A 16,835-nucleotide genomic window follows, 5' to 3' on the forward strand; every position below is an offset into this window, starting at 1 on the left:
ATGACTGACAACCTGATTGAAATCCGAAATCTCAATGTTGCCTTCCATGGCCAGACCGTGGTCCGCGACCTGTGCCTGGATATCCGCGCCGGCGAGTGTCTGGCACTGGTCGGCGAGTCCGGTTCGGGCAAATCGGTAACGGCCCATTCGATTCTGCAATTGCTCCCCGACAGTGAAGCCCAGACCACCGGCAGCATTCGCTATCGCGGGCAGGAATTGGTCGGGGCTGACCCCAAGGTCTTGCGCGAACTGCGCGGTAATCGCATCGCCATGATCTTTCAAGAGCCGATGACCTCGCTCAATCCGTTGCACACCATCGAAAAGCAAATCGGTGAAACCCTGTTGCTGCACCGCGGCCTCGGTGGCAAGGCGGCACAACAACGGATTCTTGAACTGCTCGACCTCGTCGGCATCCAGAAACCCAAGGAACGGCTCAAGGCGTATCCGCATCAACTGTCTGGCGGTCAGCGGCAAAGGGTGATGATAGCCATGGCGCTGGCCTGCGAACCGGAATTGTTGATCGCCGACGAGCCGACCACAGCCCTCGATGTCACCGTGCAGCGCAAGATCCTGCTGCTGCTCAAATCCTTGCAACAACGCTTGGGAATGTCGCTGCTGCTGATTAGCCACGACCTTAATCTGGTGCGCAGCATTGCTCAGCGCGTCTGCGTAATGAAGGCCGGCGAGATCGTCGAGCAAGCGCCTTGCGAAATCTTGTTCACCGAGCCGAAACATCCTTACAGCTGCGTTCTGCTGAACGCCGAACCCGAGGGCGAAGCCCTGCCCCGGGATGAGCGTGAAAACGTGCTGGAAGTCGAAGATCTGCGGGTTGAGTTCGTTGTCGGTGGCGGCCTGTTTCAGCGCAAACAATACCTGCGCGCAGTGGACGGCATCAGCTTGAACATCCAGCGCGGCAAGACCCTGGGCATTGTCGGTGAGTCCGGTTCAGGCAAGTCGACGCTGGGCCAGGCAATCCTGCGCCTGCTTGATTCCGAAGGCAGCATCCGCTTCCAGGGCGAAGCGCTCGATGGTCTCAACCAGAAACAGTTGCGCCCGTGGCGGCGGCAGATGCAGGTGGTGTTTCAAGATCCGTTCGGCAGCCTCAGCCCACGGATGTCGGTGGCGCAGATCATCAGCGAAGGCCTGGAAGTGCATTGCGAATCGACCGCCGATGAATGCGATGAGCAAGTGATCCGCGTGTTGAAAGAGGTGGGTCTGGATCCGCAAAGCCGCCATCGCTACCCGCACGAGTTTTCCGGCGGGCAGCGCCAGCGCATCGCCATCGCCCGGGCGCTGGTACTGAAACCGGCGCTGATCCTGCTGGACGAGCCGACCTCGGCACTCGACCGCACGGTGCAGAAACAGGTGGTCGCCCTGCTCCGCCAGCTTCAGGAAAAACACGGTTTGACCTATTTGTTCATCAGTCACGACCTCGCGGTGGTCCGCGCCCTGGCGCACGACATGATCGTGATCAAGGACGGCAAAGTGGTCGAGCGCGGTGCCAGTCATGACGTGTTTGATTCGCCGCAGCATCCGTACACCAAAGAGCTGTTGGCGGCGGCACATCCGGGGTAGGCATAATCCGCACTCGATTTGAAACCGAGTCGCGGCCATCGCTGGCAAGCCAGCTCCCACAGGACTTTCGGCCGCTCACAAATGTTTTGCTCACCCAAAAAACTGTGGGAGCTGGCTTGCCAGCGATGGCGTCGGCACTGTCAACCAAAACCCCGGATCAGCCTTCATGAACACCACCGAAAGCCTCAAGGACTACCAACGGGTTCGCACCCTGGCGATCCGCTCGCTGTTCGAGATCATCGAGCAATCGAGCGAAGGCACGGTGATTGTCGATCGGGATGCCAATATCGTCTGGATGAACGAGCGCTACGCTCGCCGGTTTGGTCTGGAGTCCGCCGCCGTCGCCATCGGCAAACCATGTGAAAGCGTGATCCCCGGCAGCCTCTTGCGGGAAGTGGTGCGCACCGGCCGGCCGATCTTGCTCGATATGCAGGACACGCCAAAAGAGCCGTTGGTGGTCATGCGCTTGCCGATTCACGACGACGCCGGCAGCGTGATCGGCGCCATCGGTTTTGCCCTGTTCGATGAGTTGCGCACCCTCTCGCCGATGCTCAAGCGCTACCTGAGCATGCAGGAAGAACTGGCGTCGACCCGCTCTTTGCTGCGAGCGCGACAGACCAAGTACAACTTTGCGCATTTCATCGGCACCAGCGCCGCCAGCCTCGAAGTCAAACGCCGGGCCCGCCGCAGTGCCAGCGCCGAGTCGCCGGTCCTGCTGCTCGGCGAAACCGGCACTGGCAAAGAGTTGCTGGCCCAAGCCATACACAACGCCTCGCCGCGGGCGCACAAAGCCTTTGTCAGCATCAACAGCGCGGCGATTCCCGAAGCCTTGTTGGAGGCCGAGTTTTTTGGCACAGCGCCAGGCGCTTTCACCGGCGCCGATCGCAAGGGCCGCACCGGCAAACTGCAAATCGCTCAGGGCGGGACGTTGTTTCTCGACGAAATCGGCGACATGCCGCTGCCACTGCAAAGCAAACTGCTGCGCGTATTGCAGGAAAAGGAATTCGAACCCGTGGGCTCCAACGAAGTGATTCAGAGCGATGTGCGGGTGATCGCCGCCACGTCGACGGATCTGCAAGCGGCGATCAAGCGCGGCGAATTCCGTGCCGACTTGTATTACCGACTCAATGTATTGCCGATCAATGTGCCGCCATTGCGGGACCGACTGGATGACTTGCCTGCGCTCAGCGAAGCCATTCTTGAAGAGCTGCGCAGCCAGCATGAACTGAACCGCGAAGCGCTGGCCCTGCTTGGCCAGCATGCCTGGCCGGGGAATATCCGCGAGTTGCGCAATGTACTGGAACGGGCGGCGCTGCTCAGTGATGACCTGATGCTGACAGAACATGACATACGCGTGGCCATCGGCACGTTTACCCCGGTTGAGCGAACTTCGGCACCGATGGCTGAAGCGCTGACGGAAGAGACATTCGCTCAGGCGCGGGAACGATTTGACCGGCAGTTGATTCAATCTGCCCTTGCGCAGTGTGCGGGGAAGGTGCCGGAGGCAGCGGCTCGGCTGGGGCTTGGGCGGTCGACGCTGTACAAAAAAATGGTGGCGCTAGGGATGGTTGAATCTCATTAAAGAGACTTGACTCTCTAAACAAAGACAAAATCAAAAACATCGCTGGCAAGCCAGCTCCCACAGGTTAATCACAGTTCCTGTGGGAGCTGGCTTGCCAGCGATGACGTCAGTAAATCCAGCGAAAATCTCTAAATAGAGATAATTTCTTTCCTCCGCCACCAATAAAACTCATTAAATCTATATATTTCAATACCTTACAAATCTGGCACAAAACTCGCTAACCGCTCTCCCACACCCGTTTCAACCACAAAAATAACAATTCCGGAGAGACACACCATGAGTGTGATCATTGCCCTGGCAGCCCTCGCGCTGCTGATGCTCGCGGCCTACCGTGGCTACAGCGTCATCCTTTTCGCCCCGATCGCCGCCCTCGGCGCTGTTCTGCTCACCGATCCTTCCGCCGTCGCCCCCGCCTTCACCGGGGTGTTCATGGAAAAAATGGTCGGTTTCATCAAGCTGTACTTTCCCGTGTTCCTGCTCGGCGCCGTGTTCGGCAAGTTGATCGAACTGTCGGGGTTCTCGCGCTCAATCGTCGCGGCGGCGATTCGCCTACTGGGCACCAAACAAGCGATGCTGGTGATCGTGCTGGTCTGCGCCTTGCTCACCTACGGTGGTGTTTCGCTGTTTGTGGTGGTGTTCGCGGTCTATCCGTTTGCCGCAGAGATGTTCCGCCAAAGCAATATCCCCAAACGCCTGATCCCGGCCACCATCGCCCTCGGCGCGTTTTCGTTCACCATGGACGCCCTGCCCGGCACACCGCAAATCCAGAACATCATTCCCAGCACCTTCTTCAACACCACCGCATGGGCGGCGCCGTGGCTGGGGGTGATCGGCACGATCTTCGTGTTCTGCGCCGGCATGCTGTTTCTCCAGCGCCAGCGCAACAAGGCCCAGCGCAACGGTGAAGGCTATGGCAGCGAACTGCGCAACGAGCCGGAAACCGCTGCCGATCTGAAGTTGCCGAACCCATGGATTGCGCTGTCACCCCTTCTGGCGGTGGGCATCATGAATCTGCTGTTTACCCAGTGGATTCCGCAGTGGTACGGCAAGACCCACAGTCTCGCACTGCCGGGCATGGCCACGCCGGTGACCACCGAAATCGCCAAACTGACGGCGATCTGGGCAGTGCAGGCGGCATTGCTGGTGGGGATTCTGATGGTGTTGGCGTTCGGCTTTCAGGCGATTCGCAGCAAACTTGCCGAGGGCAGCAAAAGTGCGGTCAGCGGCGCCCTGCTGGCGGCGATGAACACCGCTTCGGAATACGGCTTCGGCGCGGTGATCGCGTCGTTGCCGGGTTTTCTGGTGCTGGCCGACTGGCTCAAGCAAATCCCCAATCCGCTGGTCAACGAGGCCATCACCGTGACGTTGCTGGCCGGTATCACCGGCTCTGCCTCGGGCGGCATGAGCATTGCGCTGGCGGCGATGTCCGAGCAGTTCATCAGCGCGGCACACGCAGCGAACATTCCGCTGGAAGTGCTGCACCGCGTGGCCGCCATGGCCAGTGGCGGTATGGACACCCTGCCGCACAACGGCGCGGTGATCACGCTGCTGGCGGTCACCGGCCTGACCCATCGCGAAGCTTATAAAGACATTTTCTGTATTACGCTGATCAAGACCCTCGCGGTTTTTGTAGTGATCGGCACTTTCTACGCCACTGGCATTGTGTGAGGCATTCATGACGACTCTTTCTGGCAAGACCGCATTGGTTACCGGCTCCACCAGCGGCATCGGTCTGGGCATCGCCCTCGTGCTGGCAAAGGCCGGGGCCAACGTGATTCTCAACGGTTTCGGCGATGCAGCCCCGGTGATTGCCGAGGTGGCGCAGTTCGGCGGCAAGGTCGGCCATCACCCGGCCGATGTCAGCGACCCGGCGCAGATCGCCGAGATGGTCAGCTACGCCGCACGCGAGTTTGGCGGCGTCGACATTCTGGTGAATAACGCCGGCATTCAATATGTCGCCGCCGTTGAAGAGTTCCCGATCGAGCGCTGGGACTCGATCATTGCCATCAATCTCTCGTCGGTGTTTCACAGCACGCGCCTGAGTTTGCCGGGCATGCGCACCAAGGGCTGGGGACGGATCATCAATATCGCTTCCGTGCACGGTCAGGTCGGTTCAACCGGCAAGGCTGCCTATGTCGCGGCAAAACACGGCGTGATCGGCCTGACCAAAGTGGTCGGCCTGGAAACCGCGACCAGCAACGTCACCTGCAACGCGATCTGCCCGGGCTGGGTCCTGACGCCGCTGGTGCAGAAGCAGATCGATGACCGTGCCGCCACCGGTGTCGATCCGCAGCAGGCGCAACACGATTTGCTGGCCGAGAAGCAGCCGTCGCTGGCGTTCGTCACACCGCAGCACCTGGGTGAACTGGTGTTGTTCCTGTGCAGCGAGGCCGGCAGCCAGGTGCGTGGGGCGGCGTGGAATATTGATGGTGGCTGGCTGGCGCAGTAAATCTTCAATTGATCCTGACCTTGTGCGTGATTAGATAACAAGAGGCAAACAAATGTCCGAAATCCTCTGGCAACCCGACGCCAACCGTATCGCCCATTCGCGCATGGACACGTTCCGGCGCTTGATCAATCAGCGTCACTCACTGAACGTTGACGACTACCCTGCCCTGCACCAATGGAGCATCGATCAGCGCGAAGCGTTCTGGCAGGCCATCGTCGATTTTTTCGGCATCAGCTTCCACACCCAACCCGACGCGGTCCTGCGTGAAGGCGCGAAAATGCCCAGCGCCGAATGGTTTCCTGGCGCGACCCTGAACTTCGCCGAACACCTGCTACGGCGGCGCGATGATGCCGTTGCTGTCGTCAGCGTGGCGGAGAACGGTCAGCGCGAGCAATTGACGTGGGCCGAACTGGCCAGTCAGGTCGCCGGGTTTCAAGCAAGTCTGCAAGCGGCGGGCGTTGGCCTCGGCGATCGCGTGGCAGCGTGCATGCCCAATACCTGGCAGACACTGGTGGCGATGCTGGCGACCACCAGCCTCGGGGCGATCTGGTCGTGTTCTTCTCCGGACTTCGGCACCCACGGCGTGATCGACCGTTTCGGCCAGATCGAGCCAAAGGTACTGATCACCTGCGCCGGCTATCGCTACGCCGGCAAGGAAATCGACCAGACAATAAAGCTCAATGAAATCCTCGCGCAACTGCCGACGCTGCAACAGTTGATCATCGTGCCTTACGCGCGCCCGCAGGCCCGCGTGCAGGATTATCGGACGCAGGCGGATGTCACGCTGTGGGAGGATTTTTACCAACCCGGCGACGAGCCGCGTTTCGTGCCGGTACCGTTCGCGCATCCGCTGTATGTGCTGTATTCCAGTGGCACCACTGGCGTACCGAAATGCATCGTCCACAGCACCGGCGGTGTACTGCTGCAACACGTCAAGGAACACGGGCTGCATGTCGACCTTGGCCCCGCTGATCGCCTGTTCTACTACACCACTTGCGGCTGGATGATGTGGAACTGGCTGGTCTCGGCGCTTGCGGTCGGCAGTGCCGTGGTGTTGTACGACGGCTCGCCCTTTCATCCGGAACAACAGCGCTTGGCGGATCTGCTCCAGGACGAACGCGTCAGCGTCTTCGGTACCAGCCCAAAATTTCTCGCGACGCTGGAGAGCAGCGGCATCAAGCCCCGCGAAAGCCATGATCTGAGCAGCCTGAAAACCCTGCTGTGCACCGGCTCGGCGTTATCACCGCAGAGCTATGACTTCGTCTACCGCGACTTCAAAGCCGACGTGTGCCTGGCCTCGATGTCCGGTGGCACCGACATCGTTTCCTGCTTCGTCAACGGCAATCCGCTGTCGGCGGTACGTCGCGGCGAGATCATGGGCAAAAGTCTGGGCATGGCAGTGGAAGTGTGGAACGACGCCGGCCAAGCAGTGATCGGCGAGAAAGGCGAACTGGTCTGCACCCGGCATTTTCCGGCGATACCGATTGGCCTGTGGAACGACCCCGATGGAGAAAAGCTGCGCAAATCCTATTTCAGTCTGTTCCCTGGCGTCTGGGCGCAAGGCGATTACGCCGAACAACTGCCCCACGGCGCGATGATGATTCACGGGCGATCCGACGCTGTGCTCAATCCCGGCGGCGTGCGCATTGGTACAGCGGAGATTTATCGACAGGTGGAAAAGGTCCCGCAAGTGCTCGACAGCGTGGCTATCGGGCAGCAATGGCAGGATGACGTGCGGGTGGTGCTGTTTGTGCGATTGCACGATGGCGTTGAACTGGATGAACCCCTGCAAGAGCAGATCCGTCAGGTGATCCGCGCGAACACCACACCGCGGCATGTGCCGGCGAAGATCGTTGCCGTTTTGGATATTCCGCGCACCATCAGCGGCAAGATCGTGGAGCTTGCCGTGAGAAACGTGGTGCACGGGGAGCCGGTGAAAAATACCGATGCCTTGGCCAATCCCGAAGCGCTAGTGCAGTTTCGGGATCGGTTGGAGCTGAGCAACTGATCCTGGCGCGATCAATCTGACCAGAAGCGCTGGCGACAGCGCTGCTCGTCAGAGGGGTTTGTTCAACGTGATGAGTACAGGTTCGACAATCGCTTTTCCGTTGCTGGCAGCGAGTGCGGCATTGATTATCGTCATGTTCTGGTCGTACGTGACTTTGTCTGTACTCAGCTGACTGAGCAACGAAGTGGCCACTGCGAGGGAGTCGGCGTTTTCAAAAGCCTTGGACGACTCATGACGGGCCATGCTCGCCTCTGTCACCGGTAGGCGACCGGCCGCGAGATTCAGCAATGACGCCACATCCAGCCTCTGCCCGTTGTCGCTTTTAAGTTCTGCGTCGCTGGCGTAGCCGACATCGGCGGTTTGCGCACTGGCATGAAACAGCTCATGGATCAGGTCATCTGCCACTACGTCATGGTTGAAACCCAGACTGACAAAATGTTTATTCAGGTTTTTTGTGTAGATTTCAACAAATGCTATTCCAGACGCGTCGCTGGAACTCGCCTTCTTCCAGCGCTTGTAACTGTCGACATCGAAGGACGCGAGCACGTCAGTATCCTTGAGTACATCGAGAACGATGTTGCTCAGTGAAAAGCCGGCAAAGTCGAAGCGAACCAGACGCAGATATTTCACCAGACGATCAGTGGCAATCGCCGATGTATCGCCGAATAACGTCTTCATCACCAGATCGCGATCACGTTTGAAGTCATGTTTGATCAATGTATCGATGGCGTTATCAATTTTCGCTCGAGCCCGGGGCAGACTTTTTTCGATGAAGTTACGCGTGTAACCGACCGGCAATGTCTTGGGTGAATACGGCAACTGCAAGGGCGCTTGAAAAGCAAATCCGTCCAGTGGTTTACCCCATAGATTGCCGCGACGATTCAACGCATACCATTTGTTGTTATCGCGTGCGGCCAGAACGGCAGTCGCCTCGCCGGCAGCAGCACGCGGCTTCCAGTTACCCAGCCCCATATGCGCGTTATTGGTGACGTCGGTCAACGCATAGGATTGACGGCGGCCGCTGAGCCTATGCAACTGCGTGTTGGCCTTGGCAATGATCTCATGGGTATTCTTGTTGAATCTGAGCAGGCCCTTGTGCACCAGCTTCCCACCGGCCTGCAGGCCCGAGGGCACACCGTCAAGCGGGTTGAAAAGGGAAATGGCTGAGGTGAATGCCAACTTGGTGAATTGCGCGGCTTTCGACGTCCTGGAAATAGCCTTGGCCGAAATGCTCAACGCCTTGGTACTGGCACCCACTACGGTTCCCACCAAACCGATACCATCCATTAAACAGCCATAAACCCCGTCTACAACCTTGTCATGCTCACCGGATGCAATGTCCTCGATGCATCTCTTGAACGGCACGACCAAGTCGATGAAGTACGTCAGCAGTCGATCCCCCTCCAATATGGAGAGTTCCAAGTCCGTTGGTATGCGAACCAACTCCCTGAGTTCTTGTGCATTGAAGAACGGTCGATGTCTGAAAACGAATCCGGCGAGGTCCTCGACATTCGGATCGTTGAAGGTTTGATAAAAACCGTGCTTGGGAGCATAAGATTGTCGCGGTTTAGGCTGCGTTCCCAGCTTATCGAGGATGGCCATGCTGGAGGTAATAGAAGTATTTTCAGCCGTCGCATGGGTATAGCGCTTCACATCGAGCGGCAGACTTTGCGTGGCAGTGACCTTCTGTTGGTCTTTCACATTGCCGTGGAAACGCAACCTTGTGGATTCTTGCAACTTCCCCTCTCGAGTGATGAAATCTCCCAAGGCGTCGTTTTTCCGAATTTCTCCGCGCGAAGTGAATAGTTCATAGCAGAGGAGCGTGTTTTCGCGCATCGCACACATGACAACGCCAAAACGTCCCGTTGCAGCATCTCTGCTCTGCTGTGTTTCTCTTGGAGCATCATACGTAAATGGGCCTCCGGCACGATACGTACTGGTATAAACAGCGGATTCACGCACCGTAAAAAAGTGTACTTTTGAATTCAAAAAGACCTTCAGGTCAGCCTCCGCCATCTGCGCTATGGCAAGTTTGACGGTGGACAACATGGCATTGTTCAGATCATCAAGATGTAGCTCCAACTGACGATCCAGTTCCTCGTCACAGGATTTGAGTTGCAGCAGTTTCGGGTAGCGCGTGTAGAGGCTGACACCAGACTGGTTGTAATTGATCGGCGGTCGGGGCACCCCGTTTGTTACCAGGCGCACTGTACGCCTGTCCCACTTAGCCGTGACCAAATCGCCCGATTGATGCAGATCAACCATGGACATGACCTGCTGCCCTCCCTTCTCGGAGAGTGCCTTTTCGTCCAGCGTATCGCAGCCCGGTGCTGCTACTTTAAGTGCCTTACGGGCAATGTTCGCCCTGCTGGGTAACGGCGTGGAAAAAGTTCGAGCAATGTGGGCAAACGTCTCAGCGTGCTTTTCGAATTCATCAAGTGCACGCCGTGTGCTAGCCTCCTCAGACTGAGCAAGTTCAGAGCTTGTGACAATCTGGTTGAGCAGCGCCCAATCGATTATCGGGTCGATCATGGCCAGATCTTTTAAATGCTTCTGCGCCTCACTGACCGGGTCCAGTTCGGCATAAGCCATGATCTGCGCATAGTTCAGTACTCGAGATGAGCCAGCCTTCACCGCCTCTACCAGCAAGACGCCACGACAGAAACTGATCCATGCAATCGACCCGATGGTAATGGACGACGGAACTTCCCGAACCAGAAACTCTGGTGCCGTTCGCGCCAGTAGAAGGTGTGCAGCCAAGGGTGCCAAATCCGAGTCAATTCCATGTTTGTTCTGCAGATACGTTGTCACATCTTCCAGTACGCTGGAGGGATGACGGCCAACATTGATAGAAGAATTCAGATCTAACCCGAGAACCTTTTTACGCGGGCGGTTTTGACCAATTGACGGATCCAGATCGAGCAGTACCGCCGTCATCAACAATTGCCGGAGAATATTTACCGAAACTGTCTGCCCCGTGGTTTTGCCATACCAGCCCAGTTCTTGCACATATTGTCTGGCGATAATCTGGCTATCCGGCTGGCTGACAAGTTCGGTGATTATCTGCGCGGCGTTCGCATGTGATACAACGGCGTGTCTGCTGGCACCGTACAGGGCGGTCAGCAGCTTTACTCCCGGAATGAGTTTGGATGTCGCTTTGCGAATGGCCGAAAATTGCTCTTCTGACAGGGCAACTAACGTCTGGTCATCCGTTTGAAAATACTCCCAGTAGTTTTCGGGTTCGTTGACTTGAGGATCAAAGTTGAACAAGGCCAGCAGATTCCTGACGTCGGCCTTGTTTTTCGGCAGATTTATCTCATGGAAGGTAAACCACTGATCGAGTGTTATATTCAGATCAGGCCATACATATCCACCCGTTGCCCTTGCTATGTCAGCAATCATGTCTAGTGCAGAGTGTAGTTCTTCATAAACATAAAGAGAGCTGATATAGATCAGGTCTACCCAACCGTCAACGGCACGGGCTTCAAATGCCCCATTAGATGTGATGCGTATCAGACCGTTATGGTTGTACGCTCCTGCGCGAAAAACTCCTGTTTTTATCGCACCATGTTCGAGCATCTGGTTGAACAACAGCCTGCCAGGATTATAGATTTCGTAAAGTGACGATCCCTCCTGCAGTTCCACTTCATGCGCGTACCAATCGATCACCTGATCGTCAGAGTATTCAGTTAATGCACTTTCCAGTTGTTCCAGAACCAGAAGGCGCTCAACAGCATCTGCGTCAGACCTGCGCTGCCACTCGGCAAAGATAATCGGTGACGACCGGAAGGCTTTATTTCTCGTCAAAAAACTCATCGTAGAACCTCATCAAGTTAATCTTGCTGAACACTTCAGCCCGATAACGTTCTACTTTTCTTGATTAAACACGTCCAATTAAAAAATATTAAACAGTGTTACCACCACCATAACTAAAACCAACCAAAACACCCAATCAATCCATCAACCCCCACTCTCCCACCGATGAATCCTGGGCACCCTTACTATCGCCAACCAACTTCAGACGCAACTTCAGATTATTCACCGAATCGGCATTTTTCAACGCTTCATCTTCAGTAATTACACCCTCCATCACCAATGCGAACAAGGTTGCATCAAATGTCTGCATTTCCAGCAGCGGGGATTTTTCCATTATCGGTTTAAGCTCTTCGAACTCAGACCGTCGTATCAGATCGACGACGGTCGGCGTACCCAACAACACCTCCACGGCAGCCCTTCGTTTCCCATCAACCGTCTGCACAAGTCTCTGCGAGATACATGCTTTCAAATTATTACCCAGCGCTTGCAACAACTGCGGCCGCCGCTCTTCCGGGAACATGTTGATCATTCGATCCAGCGCCTGATGGGCGTTATTGGCGTGTAACGTTGAAAGCACCAGATGCCCGGTCTCGGCAAACGCCAGCGCATGCTCCATGGTTTCGCGGTCGCGAATTTCGCCGATCAGCACCACGTCCGGCGCCTGGCGCAGGGTGTTTTTCAATGCGGCGTGAAAGCTGCGGGTGTCGACGCCGACTTCACGCTGATTGATGATTGAGCGCTGATGCCGGTGGATGTACTCGATCGGGTCTTCGATGGTGACGATGTGCCCGCTACTATGGCGGTTGCGGTGGTCGATCAATGCCGCCAGCGAGGTCGATTTGCCCGAATCGGTGGCACCGACAAACAGGATCAAACCCTGTTTGAGCATCACGGTTTCAAGTAAAACTGGCGGCAGTTTCAGGTCTTCGAAACGCGGGATGTCGAGTTTGACGTTTCGGATCACAATCGACACATCATTACGCTGTTTAAAAATGTTGACCCGGAAGCGGCCAATCCCCGCACGCGAGATCGCCAGGTTCATTTCCAGATCCCGGTCGAACTCCCGACGCTGCTCGGCGTCCATCAGGGAGGTAGCGACAGTCGCCACCTCGCCGGGCTTGAAGGGTTGCTCACTCAATGGCGTCAGCACACCATCGAACCGTGCGCTGGGTGGCGCGCCCGTGGACAGAAACAGATCCGAACCATGACGGCTCGCCAGTTGTTTAAGCAGTACGTCGATTTCCATGACAAAAAACACCCGCGAAGCGTGTAATGAACAGATAAGGCCCGCGCAGTGACGCAAGGGGCCAAACAGCGTCTACCGAACTAGGATAGTAGACGCCGCCTCACCGACTGACGCTCAGGATTGATGCAATGAACGCTGTACCCACCACTGACGATGCCCAGGCTCTGATCGCCCGTACCGACTGGAATCGTACCCCGTTGGGCGCGGCCGGCACCTGGCCGCAGAGCTTGCGAACCGCCGTGGACATCGTGATTCACTCGCCGATGCCGATGTTGCTGCTGTGGGGCGCGGAGCTGACGCAGATCTACAACAACGGCTTTGCCCTGCTCGCCGGGAGCAAGCATCCACACGCTTTCGGACAACCTGCACACCAGATATGGCCAGAACTTCGAGACTTCACTGACCCGATTTACAGCGCCGTCCTAAAAGGCCAGGTGCGCACCTACAGTGAACGGCGTTTCACCCTGCAGCGTGAAGGCAAGGATTCGGATTTCTGGCTTGATCTGACTTACAGCCCGATTCGCGATGAAAACGCGCAAGTGGCCGGGATTCTGGTCACCGCCATCGAAACCAACGAGCGTCGGCGTATCGCGCTGGAACTGCAACAACGCTCCGATGACAGCCTCAAGGCCCAGCGCGAAACCGAAGAGCGCCTGCAACTGGCGCTTGCCGCGACCGATGCGGTCGGCACCTGGGACTGGGACATCGGCGAAGATCGCTTCATCGCCGATGCGCATTTCGCCCAGTTGCACGGCATTGACCCGCTGCGCGCCGGACAATTGCCCATCAGTGATTACCTGCACGGCGTGCACCCCGAAGACCGCGCGCTGGTCGCCCGCAGCATCAAACATTGCATCACCCACGGCACCGAATACGCCGAGGAATACCGCTTGTTGCTGCCCGGAGGCGAGCAGCGTTGGGTGTTTGCCCGCGGGCGCTGCTACAAGGATCACCATGGCCGCCCGGTGCGCTTCCTCGGCGCAGCACTGGATCTGACCGAGCGCAAACAGACCGAACAGGCGTTGCGCCAAAGCCAGACTGAGTTGCAGTTGATCATCAACGCCATGCCGATCCTGATCAGCTACGTCGACCACGAAGAACGGTTTCGCCTGAACAACGCGGCGTATCTCGACTGGTACGGGCTGACCCCGCAGGAGTTGTATGGCCGCACGATTCGTGAAGTGATCGGCGAAGAAGCGTATTTTCTGCGCGCTCCGTATATCGCCGAAGCGCTGGCCGGCCGCCCTTGCTCGTTCAGCCTATACACCAATCACCGCGACGGTAGCGCCCGGCATGCGCTGATGAACTACTTGCCGCGTCACGGGCCTGATGGAGCGGTCAACGGTTTCTACATTTTCGTGATCGACGAAACCGAACGTAAAAAGACCGAAGAAGCGCTGCGCAATCTCAATGAAACCCTTGAGGAGCGAGTCAGCGCCCGAACCGATCAATTGGCGCAGGCCAATCAGCGTTTGCAGAACGAGATGTTCGAGCGTGAGCGCGCCGAAGATGCCTTGCGCCATGCGCAGAAGATGGAAGCGGTCGGCCAGCTCACCGGCGGCATCGCCCATGACTTCAACAACATGCTCACCGGGATCATCGGCAGCCTCGACCTGATGCAGCGATATATCGCCGACGGCCGAGCGGACGAGATCGGCCGCTTCACTGACGCAGCGGTGTCCTCGGCCAACCGTGCAGCGGCCCTCACCCACCGGTTACTGGCGTTTTCGCGGCGCCAGTCGCTGGATCGCAAGACCTTGAACGTCAATGAGCTGATCCATTCGCTGGAGGATCTGATCCGTCGCACCAAAGGCGATCCGATCGAACTCACCTTGCGCCTGGCCGAAAACGTCTGGCCAGTCAGCACCGACGTCAGCCAACTGGAAAACGCCCTGCTCAATCTGGTGATCAACGCCCGCGACGCCATGCCCGAGGGCGGTGAACTGCTGATCGAGACCGCCAACGTCTATCTCGATGGCAGCGACCTTTCGACGCTGGAGCCGGTCAACGCCGGCGACTACCTGATGTTGGCGGTCAGCGACAACGGCACCGGCATGACGCCTTCGGTACGCTCCAAGGCCTTCGATCCGTTTTTCACCACCAAACCCATTGGTCAGGGCACGGGCCTCGGGCTGTCGATGATTTACGGTTTTGCCCAGCAATCCGGCGGCCATGTCGGCCTCGACAGTTTGCCGGGCCAGGGCACGTGCGTGCGCCTGTACTTGCCGCGTTTGTATGGCATCGAAGCGCAAAGCCCGACTGTTGTAGCCATTGAGCAGACGTCGCCGACTGCAACGGGTGAAACCGTGGTGGTGGTCGAGGACGATCCGGCGGTGCGCATGCTGGTCATCGATCTGCTGACAGGTCTGGGTTATCAGGCGCATGAAGCGGAAGACGCCAAGACCGCCCTGCCGCTGCTGGAGTCCGATTTGCGTGTGGATCTGCTGGTCACCGACGTGGGCCTGCCGGGCATGAATGGCCGGCAACTGGCAGAGATCGCCCGCCAGCGCCGTCCGACCCTCAAAGTGTTGTTCATGACCGGATATGCGCAGAACGCCGCCGAGCGTCAGGGTTTCCTCGAGGACGGCATGGACATGGTGGCCAAACCGTTTTCGATTGAGCTGCTGGCCAGCAAGATCCGCACGATGCTCAGCCAAACGCCTTGAGTTGAGGCATAATCCGCGCCCCGCCGTCACCCCGTTATCAGGTACCGCAAGATGAAAGCCCAAGCCCGCCACATTCTGGTGAAAACCGCCGAAGAGGCCGAACAGCTCAAACAACGCATTGCCAAGGGCGAAGCGTTTGATGTGCTGGCGAAGAAATATTCGACCTGCCCGTCCGGCAAACGCGGCGGTGATCTGGGTGAAGTGCGGCCGGGGCAGATGGTTGGCGCAATCGACGCGGTGATTTTCAAGAAGCCGTTGCGCACGGTGCATGGGCCGATCAAGAGCAAGTTCGGTTATCACCTGGTGCAGGTGTTTTACCGGGATTGAGAGGATGGCTTTCGGGCCCCTTCGCGAGCAGGCTCGCTCCCACAGGAGAACGTATTCCAATGTGGGGCGAGCCTGCTCGCGAATCGATTGCGCAGCAGGCGGCCATACAAAGCCTATTTCGGAATCAACGCCCCCGGCACTTGAATCACCTTGCTGGCCAGCATATGTCCGGCCTCGGCCGCCTCGGCCGGACTGCTCCCCATCAAACGACTGGCCAGATACGCCGCACTGAACGAATCCCCCGCCGCCGTGGTGTCGACCACTTTTTCGACCTTTTGCGCCGGCACTTCAAACGCTTCGCCATCACAACGAATCAGGCACGCCTCGGCGCCGCGCTTGAGCACCACTTCCGGCGTGCCGATCATCGCGTAAGCCTCGAACACCGCATCGCAATCGGCAAAACCGAACAGGGCCTGCTCGTCGTCCACCGTCAACAACGCCAGGTCGATGTGCGGAAGAACGCTGCGATACGCCGCCCGTGCCTCTTCCGGTGAAGCCCACAAACGGGGCCGGTAGTTGTTGTCGAAGACGATCCGCGCATCGCGCTGGCGGGCTTCGATCAGGGTCTGGATCAATCGGTCGCGACCCTGCGCACCGAGAACCGCCAGGGTGATGCCGCTGAAATACAGCACGTCATAATCCGGCAACGCAGCCAGAATCGGCTCGGCGGCCGGCGTGGTGAAGCAATCACGCACGGCGGCTTCGTTGCGCCAATAGAGAAAGCGGCGTTCGCCGTTGGCGTCAGTCTGAATGCAATACAGGCCGGGCAGACGCCCGGGCAGGCGTTGCACCCTTTGCAGGCCAATGCCTTCGTTGGCCCAACTGGCGCACATGGCGTCGCTGAAGCTGTCATCGCCGAGCGCCGTGACGTAGTCGACCTGAGCCTTGTCGCCCAAGGCGCGGGACAGGTAAACGGCGGTGTTAAGGGTGTCGCCGCCGAAGCTTTGCTGCAGGCTGCCCTCGGCACGCTGCTGGAGTTCGATCATGCATTCGCCGATCAGGGCGATGCGCGGGGTGTTCGGGCCCAAGGGGCTTAGGGTGGTCATGTTGTGGTGTCTCTGGTTGATCGCTGGTGTCTGGACGGGCGCTTTCGCGAGCAGGCTCGCTCCCACATATGGAATAAGTATCTCTGTGGGAGCGAGCCTGCTCGCGAATAGCCGCGCCTC

The 16,835-nt window shown here is 58.0% G+C and carries 10 protein-coding genes; 7 read left to right on the top strand and 3 right to left on the bottom strand.

The window, feature by feature from the left end; translation table 11 throughout:
* The 5 genes from ACIOWE_RS06190 to ACIOWE_RS06210 all read left to right on the top strand — a co-directional run bounded on the left by ACIOWE_RS06190 (position 1) and on the right by ACIOWE_RS06210 (position 7,614).
* Positions 1 to 1,575 (top strand): ABC transporter ATP-binding protein, encoded by a 1,575-nt coding sequence (locus ACIOWE_RS06190; RefSeq protein ID WP_401388642.1) that lies wholly within the window; start codon positions 1 to 3, stop codon positions 1,573 to 1,575.
* Positions 1,576 to 1,741: 166 nt separating this feature from the next.
* Positions 1,742 to 3,157, top strand: a complete 1,416-nt coding sequence (locus tag ACIOWE_RS06195; protein WP_401388645.1) for a sigma-54 interaction domain-containing protein — start codon at positions 1,742 to 1,744, stop codon at positions 3,155 to 3,157.
* A gap of 276 nt (positions 3,158 to 3,433) precedes the next feature.
* Complete coding sequence (locus ACIOWE_RS06200; protein WP_401388648.1) at positions 3,434 to 4,825, top strand: GntP family permease; 1,392 nt, start codon at positions 3,434 to 3,436, stop codon at positions 4,823 to 4,825.
* A 7-nt stretch (positions 4,826 to 4,832) separates the two neighbouring features.
* Positions 4,833 to 5,606: a 3-hydroxybutyrate dehydrogenase gene (hbdH, locus tag ACIOWE_RS06205; protein WP_401388651.1), complete on the top strand. Its 774-nt coding sequence runs from the start codon at positions 4,833 to 4,835 to the stop codon at positions 5,604 to 5,606.
* A gap of 52 nt (positions 5,607 to 5,658) precedes the next feature.
* A complete protein-coding gene (locus ACIOWE_RS06210; protein WP_401388654.1) occupies positions 5,659 to 7,614 on the top strand; it encodes an acetoacetate--CoA ligase in 1,956 nt (651 codons plus the stop codon).
* 48 nt (positions 7,615 to 7,662) lie between these two features.
* On the opposite strand, the gene ACIOWE_RS06215 is transcribed toward ACIOWE_RS06210, so the two are convergent.
* Together ACIOWE_RS06215 and ACIOWE_RS06220 are read right to left on the bottom strand one after the other, a co-directional pair.
* Positions 7,663 to 11,430 carry a hypothetical protein gene (locus ACIOWE_RS06215; protein ID WP_401388657.1) on the bottom strand — a complete coding sequence of 1,256 codons (3,768 nt, stop codon included), beginning with the start codon at positions 11,428 to 11,430 and terminating at the stop codon, positions 7,663 to 7,665.
* 136 nt (positions 11,431 to 11,566) lie between these two features.
* Positions 11,567 to 12,676: a PilT/PilU family type 4a pilus ATPase gene (locus ACIOWE_RS06220; protein WP_401388660.1), complete on the bottom strand. Its 1,110-nt coding sequence runs from the start codon at positions 12,674 to 12,676 to the stop codon at positions 11,567 to 11,569.
* Positions 12,677 to 12,804: 128 nt separating this feature from the next.
* Here ACIOWE_RS06220 and ACIOWE_RS06225 point away from each other — a divergent pair, with 128 nt between their 5' ends.
* Positions 12,805 to 15,342: a PAS domain-containing protein gene (locus ACIOWE_RS06225; RefSeq protein WP_401388663.1), complete on the top strand. Its 2,538-nt coding sequence runs from the start codon at positions 12,805 to 12,807 to the stop codon at positions 15,340 to 15,342.
* A 51-nt stretch (positions 15,343 to 15,393) separates the two neighbouring features.
* On the top strand, positions 15,394 to 15,669 hold the full coding sequence (locus ACIOWE_RS06230; RefSeq protein WP_025112520.1) for a peptidylprolyl isomerase: 276 nt from the start codon (positions 15,394 to 15,396) through the stop codon (positions 15,667 to 15,669).
* A gap of 113 nt (positions 15,670 to 15,782) precedes the next feature.
* On the opposite strand, the gene ACIOWE_RS06235 is transcribed toward ACIOWE_RS06230, so the two are convergent.
* Positions 15,783 to 16,715 (bottom strand): sugar kinase, encoded by a 933-nt coding sequence (locus ACIOWE_RS06235; protein ID WP_401388666.1) that lies wholly within the window; start codon positions 16,713 to 16,715, stop codon positions 15,783 to 15,785.
* Positions 16,716 to 16,835: the final 120 nt, after the last annotated feature.

The sequence above is a fragment of the Pseudomonas sp. NPDC087598 genome (assembly GCF_044743525.1).
Taxonomy (GTDB): Bacteria; Pseudomonadota; Gammaproteobacteria; order Pseudomonadales; family Pseudomonadaceae; genus Aquipseudomonas.